Annotated in this window: 14 protein-coding genes; 3 read left to right on the top strand and 11 right to left on the bottom strand. The window is 61.5% G+C overall.

Annotated features, from left to right (window positions below; translation table 11 throughout):
- The first annotated feature begins 50 nt into the window (after positions 1 to 50).
- From HP556_RS23035 to HP556_RS23025, 3 genes are all read left to right on the top strand, one after another.
- A complete protein-coding gene (locus HP556_RS23035; RefSeq protein ID WP_175368668.1) occupies positions 51 to 1,271 on the top strand; it encodes a lytic murein transglycosylase in 1,221 nt (406 codons plus the stop codon).
- Positions 1,272 to 1,438: 167 nt separating this feature from the next.
- Complete coding sequence (locus HP556_RS23030) at positions 1,439 to 1,942, top strand: DUF1993 domain-containing protein (protein ID WP_175368667.1); 504 nt, start codon at positions 1,439 to 1,441, stop codon at positions 1,940 to 1,942.
- Positions 1,943 to 2,122: 180 nt separating this feature from the next.
- Complete coding sequence (locus HP556_RS23025; RefSeq protein WP_175368666.1) at positions 2,123 to 3,223, top strand: alkene reductase; 1,101 nt, start codon at positions 2,123 to 2,125, stop codon at positions 3,221 to 3,223.
- 113 nt (positions 3,224 to 3,336) lie between these two features.
- Here the strand turns inward: HP556_RS23025 and HP556_RS23020 are convergent, their stop codons facing one another.
- From HP556_RS23020 to HP556_RS22970, 11 genes are all read right to left on the bottom strand, one after another.
- On the bottom strand, positions 3,337 to 5,079 hold the full coding sequence (locus HP556_RS23020) for an ABC transporter substrate-binding protein (protein WP_175368847.1): 1,743 nt from the start codon (positions 5,077 to 5,079) through the stop codon (positions 3,337 to 3,339).
- Positions 5,080 to 5,188: 109 nt separating this feature from the next.
- Positions 5,189 to 5,518, bottom strand: a complete 330-nt coding sequence (locus HP556_RS23015; protein WP_175368665.1) for a DUF2160 domain-containing protein — start codon at positions 5,516 to 5,518, stop codon at positions 5,189 to 5,191.
- A gap of 9 nt (positions 5,519 to 5,527) precedes the next feature.
- Entirely contained in the window at positions 5,528 to 6,334 is an 807-nt protein-coding gene (locus tag HP556_RS23010; RefSeq protein WP_120288339.1) for a carbohydrate ABC transporter permease, read from the bottom strand.
- On the bottom strand, positions 6,334 to 7,236 hold the full coding sequence (locus HP556_RS23005) for a carbohydrate ABC transporter permease (protein ID WP_068733714.1): 903 nt from the start codon (positions 7,234 to 7,236) through the stop codon (positions 6,334 to 6,336). The genes HP556_RS23010 and HP556_RS23005 overlap by 1 nt, the downstream gene beginning before the upstream one ends.
- Positions 7,236 to 8,321, bottom strand: a complete 1,086-nt coding sequence (locus HP556_RS23000) for an ABC transporter ATP-binding protein (RefSeq protein WP_175368664.1) — start codon at positions 8,319 to 8,321, stop codon at positions 7,236 to 7,238. Before HP556_RS23000 ends, HP556_RS23005 begins: the two co-directional genes overlap by 1 nt.
- Position 8,322: 1 nt before the next feature.
- Positions 8,323 to 9,411: an ABC transporter ATP-binding protein gene (locus HP556_RS22995; protein ID WP_175368663.1), complete on the bottom strand. Its 1,089-nt coding sequence runs from the start codon at positions 9,409 to 9,411 to the stop codon at positions 8,323 to 8,325.
- On the bottom strand, positions 9,408 to 10,952 hold the full coding sequence (glpD, locus tag HP556_RS22990; RefSeq protein WP_120288336.1) for a glycerol-3-phosphate dehydrogenase: 1,545 nt from the start codon (positions 10,950 to 10,952) through the stop codon (positions 9,408 to 9,410). Before glpD ends, HP556_RS22995 begins: the two co-directional genes overlap by 4 nt.
- Positions 10,953 to 11,091: 139 nt before the next feature.
- The gene (locus HP556_RS22985) at positions 11,092 to 11,910 is read right to left on the bottom strand and encodes a DeoR/GlpR family DNA-binding transcription regulator (RefSeq protein WP_338117604.1); all 819 of its coding nucleotides are present in this window, start codon (positions 11,908 to 11,910) and stop codon (positions 11,092 to 11,094) included.
- A gap of 113 nt (positions 11,911 to 12,023) precedes the next feature.
- Positions 12,024 to 12,218 carry a hypothetical protein gene (locus HP556_RS22980; RefSeq protein ID WP_093759633.1) on the bottom strand — a complete coding sequence of 65 codons (195 nt, stop codon included), beginning with the start codon at positions 12,216 to 12,218 and terminating at the stop codon, positions 12,024 to 12,026.
- An 86-nt stretch (positions 12,219 to 12,304) separates the two neighbouring features.
- Entirely contained in the window at positions 12,305 to 12,736 is a 432-nt protein-coding gene (locus HP556_RS22975) for an acyl-CoA thioesterase (protein ID WP_175368662.1), read from the bottom strand.
- Positions 12,737 to 12,763: 27 nt separating this feature from the next.
- Positions 12,764 to 14,860, bottom strand: coding sequence for a 3-hydroxyacyl-CoA dehydrogenase NAD-binding domain-containing protein (locus HP556_RS22970; protein ID WP_175368661.1), 2,097 nt, complete (start codon positions 14,858 to 14,860; stop codon positions 12,764 to 12,766).
- Between the last annotated feature and the right edge of the window lie 6 nt (positions 14,861 to 14,866).

Here is a 14,866-nt window from a genome sequence, read left to right as displayed (position 1 = left end):
GGACAGGCCCGGGCATGACGACCGAAAGGGCCTTCATGCTGCGAATATTTATGTCGATTCGATTTGCAATCCTGCTCGCAACATCAGCCCTGATCGCCCTCGCCTCCCCCGCCTCCGCCCAGCGCGCCGCATCCTGCCATGGCGGCCAGAGCTTCGATCAATTCCTTGCCGGGCTGAAACAGCAGGCTGTCGCTAGCGGGGTATCGCAGCGCGCGATGGCGGAAGCGGCGCCCTACCTCGTCTACGACCAGGGCATCGTCAACCGCGACCGTGGACAGCGCGTATTCGGGCAGTTGTTCACGCAATTCGCCGGACGCATGGCGGCGGATTACCGGATGCAGAACGGGCAGCTCAAGATCAAGCAGAACGCCGCAGCCTTTGCGCGCGCCGAGAAGGAATATGGCGTGCCGCCGGCCGTCATCGCGGCGTTCTGGGCACTGGAGAGCGACTTCGGGGTGCAGATGGGCAATCTGCAGACCCTACGCTCGCTGGTGTCGCTGGCCTATGACTGCCGGCGCTCGAAGATGTTTCAGGACGAGACCATCGCCGCGCTGAAGATCATCGATCGCGGCGATCTGTCGCCCGCCGAGATGATCGGCTCATGGGCCGGCGAACTCGGCCAGACGCAGTTTCTGCCGACGCATTACTTCAACTATGCCGTGGACTACGACGGCGACGGCCATCGCAATTTGCTGCGCAGCCCGGCCGACGTGATCGGCTCGACCGCTCACTATATTTCCACCGGTTTGAAATGGCGCCGCGGCGAACCGTGGCTGCAAGAGGTGCGGGTCACCGAGAACGTACCTTGGGATCAGGCCGATCTCACCATTCAACTGCCGCGCGCGAAATGGGCGTCATTCGGCGTCAGCTATCCCGACGGGCGTCCACTGCCGAATGACAGTATGCCGGCCTCGCTGCTGCTGCCGATGGGCCGGCACGGTCCCGCTTTCCTCGCTTACGCGAATTTCGCCGCCTATACCGAATGGAATAATTCGCTGATCTATTCGACGACAGCAGCCTATCTCGCCACCCGCATCAATGGCGCCTCCAAGATGCGGCAGCCCTCCGCCCCTGTCGCGCAGCTGTCACATCCTGAACTCCGCGAACTGCAGCAACTGCTGGTGAAGCGCGGCTTCAATGTCGGTAAGATCGACGGCATTCTCGGCCAGCAGAGCCGCACCGCGGTGAAGGCCATGCAGGTCAAGTTCGGCCTGCCCGCGGACTCCTGGCCGACGGCCGAATTGCTCACAGCATTGAAATCCGGGGGATAAAGCGAAGCGAAGAATCGGTATCCCCTTATCGGGATAAGCCTCGAAATTTCTTCTCTTTTGTGAGGCCGGGCGGTTGAAATCAGCCAACCGCCCCCCAACTCCATGCAACAGCATCTTTCTCGACCTGCCGCGCTGTGCCTCGAAACGCATCACAAAAGAGCATCCTCATGCCGTTCTATGATTCCGTCGTGCCTGCCTATCTGCAGATGCTGGGCAGTCTGTCCGCTGGACTGAAAAAGGCCGAAACCTATGCTGCCGCAAAGAAGATCGAGCCCGCCGTCCTGCTCGGCACGCGACTTTTCCCGGACATGCTGCCGCTGAGCCGGCAGGTCCAGCTCTCCTGCGATTTCGCCACCAAGGGCAGCGCGCGCCTGTCCGGCAGCGAAGTGCCGGCGGTGCCGGATACCGAAACGACCTTCGATGAATTGCAGCAGCGAATCGGCAGGACCGTCGATTACCTGAAGAACTACAAGCCCGCCCAATTCGACGGCGGCGAGACCCGGGAGATCACCTTCCCCACCGGCCCCGGCACGACCACCACCATGTCCGGCCAGCAATTCCTCACCAGCTTCTCGCTACCGAGCTTCTATTTCCACATCACCACTGCCCACGGCATCCTGCGGATGTGCGGCATCGATGTCGGCAAGCGCGACTTCCTCGGCGCGCAGTAAGCCGCGCCATCACCGCAGGATATTCGGCTGCTGGCCGACCGATAGAGAGATCATGATCATTCAATCCGTCATCGCCACGATCGTTTTATCCTGAACCAACGACATGCAGCGCAGCGGTATTGCCAATGCGCTGCATGATGCCCAATTCGATTTCACCTTTCATCGACTGGATCATTCATCATGAGCACGTCCAAACTCTTCGAACCCTACAAGCTTGGTGCAAACACGCTGACCAATCGCACGGTGATGGCGCCGCTGACGCGCAATCGCGCATTGCCGGGCAACGTGCCGAACCCGCTGGCGATCGAATATTATAGCCAGCGTGCCAGCGCCGGCCTTCTGGTAACCGAAGGCACACCCGTCTCGCAGCAGGGCCAAGGCTATCAGGACGTCCCGGGCATCTACACCAAGGAGCAGATCGCCGGCTGGAAGAAGGTGACCGAGGCCGTGCATGCCAAGGGCGGTCATATCTATATGCAGATCTGGCACGTTGGCCGTATCTCGCATGTCAGCCTGCAGCCGAATGGCGGAGCGCCGGTGGCCCCTTCGGCGATCCGCGCCAACACCAAGACCTTCGTCAACAACACCTTCACCGATGTCTCGGAACCCCGCGCGCTGGAGCTGGGTGAAATTCAAGGCGTCATCGACAGTTTCGCACGCGGCGCTGCCAATGCGGTCGAAGCCGGTTTCGACGGCGTAGAGATCCATGGCGCCAACGGTTATCTGCTTGAGCAATTCGCGCGTGACAGCACCAACAAGCGCACCGACGCCTATGGCGGTTCGCTCGAGAACCGCGCCAAACTGATGCTGGAAGTGGCCGCGGCAGTTGCCAAGGAAATCGGCGGCGACAGAACCGGCATTCGCATCTCGCCGGTTACGCCGGCCAACGACGCCGCCGCCGACACGCAGGCGCAAAAGCTGTTCGACTACATCACCGACGGGCTCAGCGCCGAGAAGCTGGTCTATCTGCATGTCGTCGAAGGCGCGACCGGCGGTCCGCGCGACGTGGCACCATTCGACTATGCCAGCCTGCGCAAGCGTTTCAGTGGAACGTATATCGCCAATAACGGCTTCGATCTAGCGCTGGCCAACAAGGTGCTCGCGGCCGATGCCGCCGACCTGATCGCCTTCGGCAAGCCGTTCATCTCGAATCCAGATCTGGTCGAGCGCCTGAAGATCGGCGCGCCGCTCAACGATGCCGACAAGGCGACGTTCTATGGCGGCGGCGCCAAGGGCTACACGGATTACCCGGTGCTGGGCGCGAAGCAGGCAGCGGAGTAAGTACGCCGTCATTCCGGGGCGCACACGCATCTTTGCGGGCGCGAACCCGGAATGACAGCAAGAGAAAAGGCCGGGATCGCTCCCGGCCTTTTTTGTTGTTCAGAAAGTTCGCCTTAGTTCGACGCGCGCTTCTGCGGCGGGGTCGCAGGCCACGACTTGATCAGGGTGTCGTAGTCCACCGTCTCGCCCTTCGGCTTCTCGTTCGCCAGCTTGCGCTGGGGCGCGATGTTGCCGTCCTTGGCAGACTTCGCGTACCAGAACTCGGCGGTTTCCTTCTTGTTCAGCTTCGGTCCGCATTCGCCCTGAACCTTGGATCGTTCAAGACGTTCGAGCACCGAATCCTGAGCTGCGGCCAGCGAGTCCATCGCCTGCTGCGGGGTCTTCGCACCGGACGACGCATCGCCTATGTTCTGCCACCACAGCTGTGCCAGCTTCGGATAATCCGGGATGTTGTTACCGGTCGGCGACCATTGCACGCGGGCTGGCGAGCGATAGAACTCGACCAGACCACCGAGCTTCGGCGCACGTTCGGTGAACGACTTGTCCCAGATATCGCTCTCACGAATGAAGGTGAGACCGACATGGCTCTTCTTCAGCGACACCGTCTTCGAGGTGATGAACTGCAGATAGAGCCAGGCTGCCTTGCGGCGATCCGGCGGAGTCGATTTGAGCAGCGTGCCCGAACCGACGTCCTGATAGCCGAGCTTCATGCCTTCCTTCCAGTACGAGCCATGCGGCGACGGGGCCATGCGCCACTTCGGCGTTCCGTCGGCATTCATGACCGCGAGACCCGGCTTCACCATGTCGGCGGTGAAAGCGGTGTACCAGAACATCTGCTGGGCAATATTGCCCTGTGCCGGCACCGGACCCGACTCCGAGAAGGTCATGCCCTGCGCCTGCGGCGGGGCATACTTCTTCATCCAGTCGAGGTATTTCGCGATCGAGTAGACCGCTGCCGGACCGTTGGTATCGCCGCCGCGCTCGATGGAGGAACCAACGGGACGGCAGCCTTCCATGCGGATGCCCCATTCATCGACGGGCAGACCGTTCGGAAGACCCTTGTCGCCATTGCCGGCCATCGACAGCCACGCGTCGGTGAAACGCCAGCCGAGCGACGGATCCTTCTTGCCGTAGTCCATATGGCCATAGACCTTAACGCCATCGATCGTCTTGATGTCGTTGGTGAAGAACTCGGCGATATCTTCATAGGCCGACCAGTTCACGGGCACGCCGAGATCGTAGCCATACTTGGCCTTGAACTTCGACTTGTACTCGGCATTGGTGAACCAGTCGTACCGGAACCAGTAAAGGTTGGCGAACTGCTGGTCGGGCAGTTGATACAGCTTCTTGTCGGGCGCGGTGGTGAACGGCGTGCCGATGAAGTCCTTGAGGTCGAGGGTCGGGCTTGTGACGTCCTTGCCTTCGCCGGTCATGTAATCCGTTAGCGCGATGGTCTGGCCGTAGCGGAAATGCGTGCCGATCAAATCGCTATCGTTGATCCAGCCGTCATAGACATTCTTGCCGGACTGCATCTGGGTCTGCAGCTTTTCGACCACGTCGCCTTCCTGGATGATATCGTGCTTCAGCTTGATGCCGGTGATCTCGCTAAACGCCTTGGCCAGCGTCTTCGCCTCGTATTCGTGCGTGGTGATGGTTTCGGAGACGACATTGATCTCCATGCCCTTGAACGGCTGCGCAGCCTTCTCGTACCACTGCAGTTCCTTCAGTTGGTCTGCCTTCGAGAGCGTCGACGGCTGGAATTCGCTGTCGATCCACTTCTGAATGGTGGCGTCGTCGGCCTTGGCCGGCGCGGCAAGCAACGCAGTCGCCGTGATCAACGCAGCAGCGCTGGTCATCATGATATGGCGCGTCGGGCGACGTGCCTGTGTCGTCAGGTGCCTCATAGCTTCCTCCCTCACTTCTGTTTCAGGCCCGGGTTCATCCCGAGACTGCAGTCCATGCCGGTCAGACGGTGCGAAAAATTGCCACCGCCGAGACCAACGAAATCAATGTCCCGAACCACAGATTCGAGATTTCAACTCCCTCCTCGCCGATCGGCAGCGTCGCGATCGGATCGGAACCGATGAAGCCGATCCACAACAGGTGGATGACGGCCGCCGCGATCAGCGACAGGAACAGCCGGTCGCCGCGCGTGGTGGGAATGCGCAGGATGCCGATGCGTTCGGCCTCGGGATAGGCGACTGCGAGCCAAGTCATGGTGCCCAGCGTCAATGCCAGCAGCCCAAAGAAGATCGCCGTCGGCGGCGTCCAGGCCATCCATGCGATGTTTTCCATGACGGCCTCCTAGACCCGGCCAAGCGCGAAACCGCGCGCGATGTAATTGCGGACGAACCAGATGACGAGGGCACCGGGGATAATGGTCAGCACGCCGGCAGCAGCGAGCAGGCCCCAATCCATGCCCGAGGCCGACACTGTGCGCGTCATAACCGCCGAGATCGGCTTGGCATTCACCGAGGTCAGCGTGCGCGCCAACAGCAGTTCGACCCAGGAGAACATGAAGCAGAAGAAGGCAGCGACGCCGATGCCCGATGCGATCAGCGGCACGAGAATCTTCACGAAGAACTTCGGGAACGAGTAGCCATCGAGAAACGCCGTCTCGTCGATCTCGCGCGGCACGCCGGACACGAAGCCTTCGAGGATCCATACTGCGAGCGGCACGTTGAACAGGCAATGCGCCAGCGCCACGGCCCATGGCGTGTCGAACAGGCCGATGGCCGAATAGAGATTGAAGAATGGCAGCGCGAATACGGCCGGCGGCGCCATCCGGTTCGACAGCAGCCAGAAAAACAGGTGCTTGTCGCCGAGGAAACGATAGCGCGAAAACGCGTAAGCTGCCGGCAGCGCGAAAGAGATCGACAGGATGGTGTTGATGATGACGTATTTCAGCGAATTGATGTAACCGGAATACCAGCTCTCGTCGGTGAAGATGCGGGTATAGTTCTCCAGCGTCGGCTGGTGCGGCCACAGCGTCATGGTCGAGACGATCTCGCCATTGGTCTTGAAGCTCATATTCACGAGCCAGTAGATCGGCAGCAGCAAGAACACCAAAAACAGTAACAGGATAATGCGACGCCCAGGGATCGTATGCATCAGACCGCTCCCTCGCGCTTGGTGTGATCGACGCCGGCATTGGTCATCACGGTGTAGAATATCCAGCACACGATCAGCACGATGATGTTGTAGACCAGCGACAGCGCCGCAGCCTTGCCGAGATCGAACTGGCCGAGCGCGATCTTGACGAGCTCAATGGAGACGAAGGTGGTCGAATTGCCGGGGCCGCCGCCGGTGACCACGAAGGGCTCGGTATAGATCATGAAACTATCCATGAAACGCAACAGCACGCCGATCAGCAACACACGGTTGAGCTTCGGCAACTGGATCGCGCGAAACACCGCCCAGCGCGACGCGCCGTCGATCTGTGCCGCCTGATAATAGGCATCGGGGATCGATTTCAGGCCTGCGTAACACAGCAGCGCGACGAGGCTGGTCCAGTGCCAGACATCCATCACGATGACGGTGGCCCAGGCATCAAACTCGTTCGACACGTAATTATAGTCGATACCCATGTGGTTGAGTGTATAGCCGAGCAGACCAATGTCGGGCCGCCCGAAGATCTGCCAGATGGTGCCGACCACGTTCCATGGAATCAGCAGCGGCAGCGCGAGGATCACGAGGCAGGCGGCGACGCGCCAGCCGTCACGCGGCATCGACAATGCGACCAGAATGCCGAGCGGCACTTCGATAGCGAGGATAATCGCGGAGAAAGCCAGATTGCGCAGCAGCGACGCGTAGAAGCGCCCGCCGAGATCGCTGGACGGATCAAGCAGCTCCTTGAACCAGCCGACGCCGTTCCAGAAGAATTGGTTGTTGCCGAAGGTGTCCTGCACCGAATAGTTCACGACCGTCATCAGCGGCAGCACCGCGGAGAACGCCACGATGAGAAACACCGGCAGGACGAGGAACCAGGCTTTTTGATTGACGGTCTTGTCCATCATGCAACCCCTTCGACAAGGCGGCTGTCGGCGTAAACGTGCACCCGGCTGGGATCGAACACCAGCCCGACATCGCTCCCCGCAATAGAAAATCCCTGAGGTACGCGCGCGGCGAACTTGACGCCGCCGATGCGGACGCGCGCGAAACTGATACGGCCGAGATCGTCGACGCGCTCGACCTGCGCCAACAGCAAGCCTGGCGCGGGCGTCGCAACATGGACGAATTCGGGGCGAATGCCGACTTCGATTGTCGGGCCTGCTGGCAACTTGTCGTAACTGCGCTGCAGCGCGATCACGTGCCCGCCGATACGCGCCTCGCGGCCGCTGACTTCAGCCGGCACGATATTCATGCCGGGCGAGCCGATGAAATAGCCGACGAATGTATGTGCGGGCTTGTCGAACAATTCCTGCGGCGTGCCGGACTGTACGACACGCCCGTCATGCATCACCACCACCGTATCGGCAAAGGTCAACGCCTCGGTCTGGTCGTGGGTCACGTAGATCATCGTGAGGTCCAGCGCGCGGTGCAGTGCCTTGAGCTTCGAGCGTAGTTCCCATTTCAGTGCGGGATCGATCACCGTCAGTGGTTCGTCGAACAGCACCGCAGCAACGTCGGAACGCACCAGGCCACGGCCGAGCGAAATCTTCTGCTTGGCATCGGGCGTTAGCCGCGTTGCCTTGCGGCCCAGATAGGGCGTGAGATCGAGGAGTTCGCCGATCTCGGCGACACGTGCATCGATCTGGGCTTTCGGCACGCCGCGATTCTTCAGCGGAAAAGCGAGATTCTCGCCGACCGTCATGGTGTCGTAGATGACCGGGAACTGGAACACCTGCGCGATGTTCCGCTTCTGGGTCGACAGCGGCGTGATGTCCTTACCATCGAACAGGATCTGGCCGCGCGTCGGCGTCACGATGCCGGAGATCAAATTGAGCAGCGTGGTCTTGCCGCAACCGGATGGGCCGAGCAGCGCATAGGCGCCGCCCTGCCGCCAGGTCATGGAGATCGGCTTGAGGGCAAAGCTCTCCAGATCGGCATCGGGGCCGCTGTAGGACTGCGCGAGATCGACGAGATCGATGCGGGCCATGTTACGCTCCCTGCACAGTGTTGGGAGCGGCAACCAGACGGTCGCTGCCATCGAAGACGAACAGATTGGCGGGATCGAGCACGGCGTCGAGCATGTGGCCGGGCAGGAATTCATGCACGCCCTGCAGCACCGCAACCCAATTCGACGCGTCGCGTTTCAGATGGACGAAGCTTTCCGACCCGGTGATTTCGGTCACCGTTACTTCCGCAGGAAATGCATGCCGTCCGGCGAGACCACTGGCGACTTCGAGCTGATGCGCGCGGAAGCCAACGCGATAGCTGCCGTCGGCGAGGTTTGCATAGAGCCCACTGGCGGGCGCCGTCGCGCCACCGGCATAGTGCACGTGGCCGTTCTTCTTCTCGATCGCCACCAGATTAAGCGGCGGATCGGAGAACACTTCGGCGGCCTTGAGAGTCTCGGGATGGCGATAGACCCTGGAGGTCTGGCCGACCTGCAAAACCTGGCCTTCCCACAGACACACGGTGCTGCCGCCCAACAAAAGCGCTTCGGAGGGCTCCGTCGTCGCATAGACGAAAATCGCACCAGAGGCCTCGAAAATCTTCGGCAGTTCGGTGCGCAATTCCTCGCGCAGCTTGTAGTCGAGATTGGCGAGCGGCTCGTCGAGCAGCACGAGATCGGCGCCCTTGACCAGCGCGCGGGCAATGGCCGTGCGCTGCTGCTGGCCACCGGAGAGTTGCAGCGGCGTGCGCTTCAGATAGGGCTCTAGCTTGAGCAAGGCCGCGGCTTCGTGCACGCGGGTTTCAATCTCGGCTTTCGGCTTGCCCTGCACGCGCAACGGCGAGGCGATATTCTCATAGACCGTCAGCGAAGGGTAATTGATGAACTGCTGATAGACCATCGCCACCGAGCGCTTGCGGATATCAACGCCGGTGACGTCCTTGCCATCGACCAGCACACGACCTTGGGTCGGCTTATCGAGCCCGGCCAGCAACCGCATGATCGAGGTCTTGCCGGCCAATGTCGGCCCGAGCAGCACGTTCAGTGTGCCCCTTTCCAGCGTCAGCGACACGTCACGGATCGTCGTGACGCCATCGACCATCTGCGAGACGTGATCGAGTGCGACGCTCATGACCGCGCTCCCGCTTCGCGCATTGGATTGGCGGGCTGGGCGCGATTAGCCTGCAGCCATTGATCGAGAGCCGCGATCTCTTCCTTCGACAGGCGCAGACCGAGTTTGGAACGGCGCCACACGATATCCTCGGCACTGACGGCCCATTCATTGGCCATGAGATAGCGCACTTCGCGCTCGGTCAGCGTTGCGCCAAAGGCCTGACCGAGATCGGCCGGCGATTTCGCGGTGCCCAACATCTTTGCTGCGCGCGTGCCATAGGCATGCGCCAGGCGGTTGGCATGGGCCGGGGTGAGGAACGGATAGTCGCGCAACAATTCGGCGATCAGCGCATCGACCGCGGAGACATCGAAATCACCGCCAGGCAGCGTGGCATGGGCCGTCCAGCCTTCCCTGGCCTTGGTGCCCTTCAGATAGGGCGCAAGCTTCTGCAAGGCTTCTTCGGCGAGACGACGATAGGTCGTGATCTTGCCACCATAAATCGACAGCAGCGGCAGGCCGCCAGGCAGATCGAGCTCGAACACATAGTCGCGCGTCGCCGCCTTGGCCTCGTTGGCGCCGTCGTCATAGAGCGGGCGCACGCCGGAATAGGTCCACACCACGTCTTCGGCCAGCACGGGCCTGGCGAGATATTCGCTGACCGACTTGCAGAGATAATTGATCTCGTCGGCAGAGATTTTCACATCGGCGGGATCGCCGTCATAATCGATATCGGTGGTACCGATCAGGGTGAAATCGTCCTGATAGGGAATCGCAAATACGATACGACCATCGGCATTCTGGAAGATGTAGGCGCGGTCGTGGCTGTAAAGTTTCGGCACCACGATATGCGAGCCCTGCACGAGGCGGACTTTCGCCTTCGCATTGACGCCGGCACCGACCGCCAGAACATTCTCGACCCACGGACCACCGGCATTGACCAGCGTGCGCGCACTGATGGTCGAGCGGTCGCCCGTCGCCGTATCCTGCACCGTGACCTGCCACATCCCGTCGGCCTGCCTGATCTCGGTTGCGCGCGTGCGCGTGCGGATCTCAGCGCCCCGATCGGCGGCATCACGCGCGGTGAGCACGACAAGGCGCGCATCATCTACCGAGCAGTCGGAATATTCAAAACCACGCTTGAACCGGCCGGGCGCCAGCGGCTTGCCGGTCTCGTCGCGGGTGAGGTCAAGCGTGCGCGTCGGGGGCAGAAGCTTACGGCCGCCGATATGGTCGTAGAGAAACAACCCCAAGCGCAGCAGCCAGGCAGGCCGCAGACCGGCGTGATGCGGTAGCACGAAACGCAGGGGACGGATGATATGCGGCGCGATCTGCCAGAGAACTTCGCGTTCCAGCAGCGCGTGGCGCACCAGTTTGAAATCGTAATATTCGAGGTAGCGCAACCCGCCATGGATGAGCTTGGTCGACCAGGACGAGGTGCCGCTGGCCAGATCGTTCATCTCGCAAAGGAACACGGAATTGCCGCGGCCGACGGCGTCGCGGGCGATGCCGCAGCCGTTCACACCGCCGCCAATGATTGCGAGGTCGTAGATCTGACCCACCCCGTCTCCCCTCCTGCGCCAATTGTCTGGCGCCTTCCTTCGGACGCGCCATCTTCGCTTTCAGCGATTTGGCTTTCGCTTTCGATTAAACCACAACCTAAAACGAAAGCAACTGGCGTTTTCGGGATCTGAACAGGGTCTAAAGCGGGGTCGGCTCGGGTTCCAGGTCGTCCGCATCGTCGGCGGAGCCCGGCAGGGCGGCGATCACCTGAACGCCCCGGCTCCGGCAGATCTCCTGCAGGGAGGGCGGCAGCGGCACGTCGGTGACGAAGGTCTGGATCTGGCTGATATGGGCGATGCGCACGGCCGCCGAGCGCCGCAGCTTGGTCGAATCGCAGACCAGCATGACATTGCGGGCATTGGCGATGATCGCCTGCGCGGCCTGCACCTCGCGATAGTCGAAGTCGAGCAGCGCACCCTCCTCGTCAATCGCCGAGGCGCCGATGATGGCGTAATCGACCTTGAATTGGCCAATCAGCTTGATCGCCGTGGAGCCGATCACCGCACCATCGGAGCGGCGCACGGTGCCACCGGCGACAATCACCTCGATATGCGGGTGACGATAGAGCATCATCGCCACATTGAGATTGTTGGTAATGACCAGCAGGTTTTCGTGATTGATCAGCGCGCTGGCGACTTCTTCCGTGGTGGTGCCGATATTGATGAACAGCGACGAGCCATTGGGAATCTGCGCCGCGGCAGCGACGCCGATGGCTTTCTTCTCTTCGGCGGCTACGAATCGCCGCGCTTCATAAGCAAGGTTTTCCACGCCGGAGGCGACGATGGCCCCGCCGTGAATGCGCGTCAGCAGGCGCTGGTCGCAGAGATCGTTGAGATCCTTGCGGATGGTCTGTGCGGACACCTCGAAGCGCCGCACCAGGTCGTCGACCATCACGCGGCCAAAGGCGCGCGCGTGATTCAGGATTTCGGATTGGCGATGGGTCAGGCCAGCAGTCACAACGGCACCTCGGAACGAACGGTTCCATGGTGCGGGTGTTGGCGGCAATGGTCAACGCATCAACAGCGCAGGCGCCATACGCGTCGCCGCCGATGTCGTCAGAGAATCGCCCTCTAGGGCGTCACAGCCGCTTGGATACCCTGCGCGAATTGAAAGGCAGCGCGTTCAGCTTCGCGCGCATTGCGAAACAGTTGGCCTTCCATCGGGTTGAAACGGTGAGACGCGGCGAAGAACCTGTACCCACCGGGATCGCGAACCACGATGCCGGCAGCCTGCGATGAGACTTCGATGATGTAAGTGTCTGACATGGCGGCCCCCTACGCGATAGGCGATGCATATTCCGGGCCACTAACCCGAATGGGGGTATTTCGTTCCCGCCGGTGTTTAGAATCGCTCAGGTCGAGATCGTCGCATCCGGTCGTTTGATCACCTGCGGGCGACCATTCTCGTCAATGGACACAAAGGTGAAATTGCCGTCGGTCACCAGGATCGGGGCATTTTCATTGCGGCGAAGCACCCAGGCCTCGATATGCACGGTAAGTGACGTGCGGCCCATCCGCACCAGTTCCGCATGCACGGACACGACGTCACCGACATGAACGGCCTTGCGGAAGGTCATAGCCTCGATGGCGACCGTGACGGTGCGCGTCTTCGCCACCTTGGCGGCAAAGATGCCGCCGCCGAGATCCATCTGGCTGAGCAGCCAGCCGCCAAAGATATCGCCATTGGCATTGGTATCTGCCGGCATCGCCACCGTGCGGATGGTGAGATCGCCGGTCGGTTCCGCATCCAGCCCCGTCACTGGCTGCGTCGTTGATTCAGTCATGAGCAAAGCCTGCCGCAAATTGAGTCATCATTTAAAGGTTTCCCAGCCGGCATCCGGCGCAAAGCGATCGCCGAACCGGGCCGCCAGCGTGCGCAGCGTGGCGGTGATATTCTCGGTTCCACGAGTCCGCGCATAGTTCAGCGGGCCGCCGCGGAATGGCGCGTAACCTGTTCCGAAAATCATTGCGCCATCGACCACATCGGCATTGTCGACGATGCCTTCGCGCAGACAGGCGACGCAGACATTCGACATCGGCAGCACCAAGCGATCGATCATCTCCTGCGTCGGCCGCGCGGTGGCGACCGCGCTGGAACTCTTCTCGGCCTTGCCGTCACGCCATGTATAGAAGCCCTTGCCGGTCTTCTTGCCGAGCTCGCCCTTGTTGACCTTCTCGCGCAGCCAGGCCGGCGTCGGCGGCAGCAGGTCACCAAATTTCGAGCGCAGCATGTCGCCGACGGCCAGGCAGATATCGAGCCCGACCTGATCGGCCAGTTCGATCGGACCCATCGGCATGCCGAACTGTTCGGCGGCGGCGTCGATGGTTTCCTTGTCGACCTTCTCTTCCATCAGCATCATCGCCTCGAGCATGTAAGGCGTCAGCGCGCGATTAACGAGAAAGCCCGGCGAGCTCTTCACCGGAAGCGGCAGGCGATCAATTGCGCCGACAAAAGCCGTGGCCTTCTTCAGCATATCCTGATCCACACCGTCATGGCTGACGACTTCGACCAGCTGCAGGCGGGACACCGGGTTGAAGAAATGCAACCCCAGTAGCCGCTCCGGCCGCGCCAGTGTGCTGCGCAGATCCTGCAACGGGATGCTCGATGTGTTGGTGGCGAGGATCGCGTCCGCCTTCATGCGCGGCTCGATGCCGGCATAGACCTTCTGCTTCAGTTCGAGCTTCTCCGACACCGCCTCGATGATGAGGTCGGCATTGCGTACGCCCTCGCCGTCCATATCGGGGATCAGGCGATCCAGCGTGTCGCGCTGCTCGGTGCGCTTGCGGATGATCTTGCTATAGAGATCGGCGGCGCGCTTCATGGCGCCCGCGATCGGCTCGGGCTTCATGTCGGCCAGCGTGACGCAGATGTCCTGATGTGCGCACCACGCCGCGATGTCGCCGCCCATGGCGCCGGCGCCGATGACATGAACATGTTTGATGGTGTTGCCGTCACCGGCCAGCTTCTTCATCGCCTCGCGCAGGAAGAAGACGCGGATCAGGTTCTGCGCCGTCGGCGTCACCATCAGCCGGGCGAAAGACGCCTTCTCGGCATTGAGCATCGCCGCACGGTCGCCGCCATGTTTCTCCCAGAGCTCGATCAGCGCATAGGGCGCGGGATAATGTTCGCGCGGCGCAGCCTTCGAGGCTTCAGCGACCATGCGCGAGGCGAGAATGCCGCGCACCGGCGAGAAGTTCATGATCGGGATCAGCGCACTCGGCTTGGCGCGCTTGAGCTTGCCGAACACCGCATCGCGCACGGCGTTACGGACATGGCGCTCCTCGGTCACCGCATCGACAAGACCGATCGCCTTCGCCTTGCGCGCGTCTATGGTCTTGCCGGTCAGCATCAGCGGCATCGCCTGCATCGGATTGACCAGATGCGTGAAACGCGCCGTGCCGCCCAAACCTGGATGCAGGCCAAGCATGACTTCCGGAAAACCGAAGCGCGCACCGTCAATGGCAATACGCATCTGGCAGGCCAACGCCACTTCGAGGCCTCCGCCCAGGCAGAAACCGTGAATGACGGCCACCGTCGGGATCTTCAGCGCCTCGAAGCGATCGATCACCGCGTGAGCGCGGCTGATCTGCGTTTCCACTTCCAATGGGTCGCTGGCGCCGCGAAATTCATTGACGTCGGCGCCGGCAATGAAGCCGGAACTCTTGGCCGAACGAACCACGATGCCGGTCGGGCGCTGAGCTTCCAGCGCGTTCAGCACCTGATCGAATTCTTCCAGCACCACAGCCGACAGCGTATTGGCGCTCGCATCGGCGCGGTCAAACAACAGCCACGCGATGCCATCGGCATCGCGCGTCAGCTTGAAGTGGCGATAAGCGCCAGATGTGTCGGGAGCCGGCCCGAGTTCGAGCACGCGATCCCCAAGAACGTCCATGATCTTGCTGTCCATGACGCC

It is taken from the genome of Tardiphaga robiniae, from assembly GCF_013359755.1.
GTDB classification, from domain to species: Bacteria; Pseudomonadota; Alphaproteobacteria; order Rhizobiales; family Xanthobacteraceae; genus Tardiphaga; species Tardiphaga robiniae.
Note: the sequence above shows the minus strand (reverse complement) of the source record. Positions and strands in the feature narration are given on the sequence as shown.

Bases quoted from the DNA above. Each gene is read 5' to 3' on its own strand.
- HP556_RS22995 (WP_175368663.1), bottom strand. From the start codon at position 9,411: ATGAGCGTCGCACTCGATCACGTCTCGCAGATGGTCGATGGCGTCACG.
- HP556_RS23025 (WP_175368666.1), top strand. From the start codon at position 2,123: ATGAGCACGTCCAAACTCTTCGAACCCTACAAGCTTGGTGCAAACACG.
- HP556_RS23010 (WP_120288339.1), bottom strand. From the start codon at position 6,334: ATGCATACGATCCCTGGGCGTCGCATTATCCTGTTACTGTTTTTGGTG.
- HP556_RS23000 (WP_175368664.1), bottom strand. From the start codon at position 8,321: ATGGCCCGCATCGATCTCGTCGATCTCGCGCAGTCCTACAGCGGCCCC.
- HP556_RS22970 (WP_175368661.1), bottom strand. From the start codon at position 14,860: ATGGACAGCAAGATCATGGACGTTCTTGGGGATCGCGTGCTCGAACTC.
- HP556_RS22975 (WP_175368662.1), bottom strand. From the start codon at position 12,736: ATGACTGAATCAACGACGCAGCCAGTGACGGGGCTGGATGCGGAACCG.
- HP556_RS23030 (WP_175368667.1), top strand. From the start codon at position 1,439: ATGCCGTTCTATGATTCCGTCGTGCCTGCCTATCTGCAGATGCTGGGC.
- HP556_RS23005 (WP_068733714.1), bottom strand. From the start codon at position 7,236: ATGGACAAGACCGTCAATCAAAAAGCCTGGTTCCTCGTCCTGCCGGTG.
- HP556_RS23015 (WP_175368665.1), bottom strand. From the start codon at position 5,518: ATGGAAAACATCGCATGGATGGCCTGGACGCCGCCGACGGCGATCTTC.
- HP556_RS23020 (WP_175368847.1), bottom strand. From the start codon at position 5,079: ATGACCAGCGCTGCTGCGTTGATCACGGCGACTGCGTTGCTTGCCGCG.
- HP556_RS22980 (WP_093759633.1), bottom strand. From the start codon at position 12,218: ATGTCAGACACTTACATCATCGAAGTCTCATCGCAGGCTGCCGGCATC.
- HP556_RS23035 (WP_175368668.1), top strand. From the start codon at position 51: ATGTCGATTCGATTTGCAATCCTGCTCGCAACATCAGCCCTGATCGCC.